Raw genomic sequence first — 3,081 nt, forward strand, 5'->3', positions numbered from 1 at the left:
TATCAGCTATCAGCTATCAGCTATCAGCTATCAGCTATCAGCTATCAGCTATCAGCTATCAGCTATCAGCTATCAGCTATCAGCTATCAGCTATCAGCTATCAGCTATCAGCTATCAGCTATCAGCTTATGGGCTACAGATGGTGCTACAGATGGTGCTATCAGCTATAGCGCTTTTTATCCTCATGAGGTACACATATTTTATTTTTTTACCTCTTCCCTCTTCCCCTCCTGGGAGGGGTTAGGGGTGGGTTCCTCTTCCCTCTTCCCTCTTCCCTGCTCCGAACGCGCCCCGCGTGGCCTACGGCCTCAGTCCCTGCTCCGAACGCGCCCCGCGTGGCCTACGGCCTCAGTCCCTGCTCCCTAAAACCCAAAAACTTGTACCTGACTAGATTAAAAACAGCTATATCAGCTATCAGCTAATGCTCTAATTGAGTTGCTACAGATGGTGCTATCAGCTATCAGCTGACGGCTGAATGCTTACTACCGAGACTTTGAATTGCTTCAAATCTCGAACTATTAAATTATTCCAAATGAAGTTTATTTTAAGCTGACGGCTGACCGCTGACCGCTGACCTTTGGCTGATAGCTGAATGCTTACATTATAGCTGAAGTGGATAGCAAAATTTGACCGAAAAGTTTAAAATCTAAAATTTACCATATAATAGTGATAAACAGGGGATTTTGGAGACTCTGTAATGGTTCAGTATCATATTCAACAAGATAGTGAAATACCTGCCTCGAAGCAGCTATTTGACCAAATTCAGTTTGCGATCGCATCCCGACAATATTCCCCAGGTCATAAACTGCCCAGTACTCGTCAGCTAGCCATGGAGACGGGTTTGCACCGCAATACCATCAGCAAGGTATATCGGCAGTTAGAAGAAACAGGACTAGTAGAGTCCCATGCTGGGTCAGGCATTTATGTTAAGGCACAGGGTCATGAAGGGGGTAATCGACGTCAGGTTGGCATTCTTAACCAGTTTTCCCCCGAAGCTTACAAGGTTGTTCAAGATAGCCTCAATCAACTTCTCGGACAAGGTTGCTCCCTTAACCAAGCTAGGGAACTATTTTTGTCGGAGATTGACTGGCGGTTACGGTGTAGCGCTAGGGTACTGGTGACAGTAGAGTCACGAGATCTTGGTGCTGGAGAATTGATGGTGCAGGAGTTAGAACAATCCTTGGGAATCCCGGTGCAGTTGGTGCCAATGGAAGAACTCTCAGAAGCTTTGGATCAAACTCACTCGGCTACAGTAGTTACTAGTCGCTATTTTATCGGTAAAGCAGAAGCGATTGTTGCCCCTAAATCTGTCCGTGTCATCCCTGTTGATATTTATGACTATGAGCCAGAACTTAAGCTAATTAAGAATCTCTCCAAAGGTAGCCGTTTAGGAGTGGTTAGCATCAGTTCTGGGATTTTAAAAATAGTAGAAATTATTATCCATAGTCTACGGGGAGATGAGTTGTTAGTGATGACGGCTCAGATCAAGGACAACTACAAACTAAAAGCTCTGGTTCGCAGTTCCCAGATAATTATTAGCGATCAGGCAAGTTATCAAAGTGTTAAAGATGCCATATTAGCCGCTCGTGAAGATATTATTCGACCACCCAAGGTGATCCGTTGTGAAAACTATATTGGTAGCAAATCGATTAATCTGCTCAAACGGGAACTGGGTTTGGGTTAACTTAAAGGTTTGATGGGATTAAAGCTATGGGATATTATGGATTATACCGCTAAAAATATCAAAATCAAAATATATTGTCCAGTAAACCGTTTTATAACATTAACTCCATCAGCTCAATTAGCTAGTTTAAATTAACTCCTTTAACTTAACTAAAGCAATTAATTATTCGTAAAATCACTGGACTTTTTAAAAACTAGCTCCAACTCTCGTCCCTTCTGCCTTCTACCTTCTGCCGTAAGCATTTAGCCGTCAGCTATCAGCTAGCTATCAGCTAATGCGCTACAGATGGTGCTACAGATGGTGCTATTGAATCAGCTATGCAGAGGTGCGACCCGTGGCGAATTTAATTCGACGACTGTAAACGCACCATTACCGACCTGCGGGGGTTTACCCCACTCACGCTTGGCATCAAGACAACAGGTAAGCATTGCTTTAATCTGAGTTACGTCAGCTGACCGCTGTTCGCTTAGCGTGAGCTAAAAGCTCACGGCTGACCGCTGATAGCTGAATACTTACGCTTAAGTTCTGCTACCTAAGGCTATATATTATAAAATTTAATTAGATCAGATCTAGGTGATGTCTGACAGCAATATCAAAAACCTAGCTGGATTAGTGTGAAAACTTTTTATATAAAGTAAAATTTCTCTAGGGTTGTTCTTTGGTTGGATCACAAGCAACCGAAATTAACTGCCAACAAGAAGATCAGCAAACATCAACGCCCCGACCCGATCAGTCCAGCAAGGGTATCCCTAGGTACATCATATTATGAAGAACACGAATTCTGGTGTAGGAGTGCAAATTGATCAAGAGCCTCAAACTTTCCCATCACCACTTAAACCAGTAGTAGAACTTAACCAGAACCTTAGTCATTCCCCTTCTATCGAGCAAATCGTCGCAGAGGCTCATGGTCACAAAGCTTCTGACATTCATATTCGAGTGGGACAGGTCCCCAGATTTAGGATTCGGGGCAAGATGTATGTGGCTAAACGTCATACCAAGGTCACAGTGGAAGTCTTTGAGGCATACCTCAATGAGATTCTCACTCCGGCTCAGAGGAAGCAGTTTGCTGAAGCCAAAGAACTGGATACTGCTATTTTTTACCCTGGCTTAGTGCGCTGTCGGGTGAATTGTTTTGACTCCCTAAACGGCGGAGCCATTGTGCTGCGATTAATCAGCCTTGATGTTCCTTCAATCGATGATTTAACTCTACCGCAAGTTTTCAAAAAAATAGTTAGCAGGGGTCAGGGAATTATTTTAATTACCGGTCCGACAGGATCAGGTAAATCAACCACTCTTGCGGCTATGATTCGCCATCTCAATGAAACAGAGTACAAACATATTGTTACGATTGAAGACCCGGTTGAATATGTACACCGCTCCCGAAAGTGCCTGATTAA

At 43.5% G+C, this 3,081-nt stretch carries 2 protein-coding genes and 1 pseudogene; all 3 read left to right on the plus strand.

Going from position 1 to position 3,081, the window contains the following annotated elements; translation table 11 throughout:
- A pseudogene (locus tag F6K20_RS31440) lies at positions 1 to 244 on the plus strand (hypothetical protein); the annotation flags it as partial.
- Between the two features lie 453 nt (positions 245 to 697).
- The gene (locus F6K20_RS31445) at positions 698 to 1,684 is read left to right on the plus strand and encodes a GntR family transcriptional regulator (protein WP_008190220.1); all 987 of its coding nucleotides are present in this window, start codon (positions 698 to 700) and stop codon (positions 1,682 to 1,684) included.
- A 765-nt stretch (positions 1,685 to 2,449) separates the two neighbouring features.
- The coding region (locus tag F6K20_RS31450) for a type IV pilus twitching motility protein PilT (protein ID WP_287297350.1) at positions 2,450 to 3,081 on the plus strand (632 nt) is incomplete at its 3' end.

The sequence above is a fragment of the Moorena sp. SIO2C4 genome (assembly GCF_010672485.1).
In the GTDB taxonomy this organism is placed as follows: domain Bacteria; phylum Cyanobacteriota; class Cyanobacteriia; order Cyanobacteriales; family Coleofasciculaceae; genus Moorena; species Moorena producens.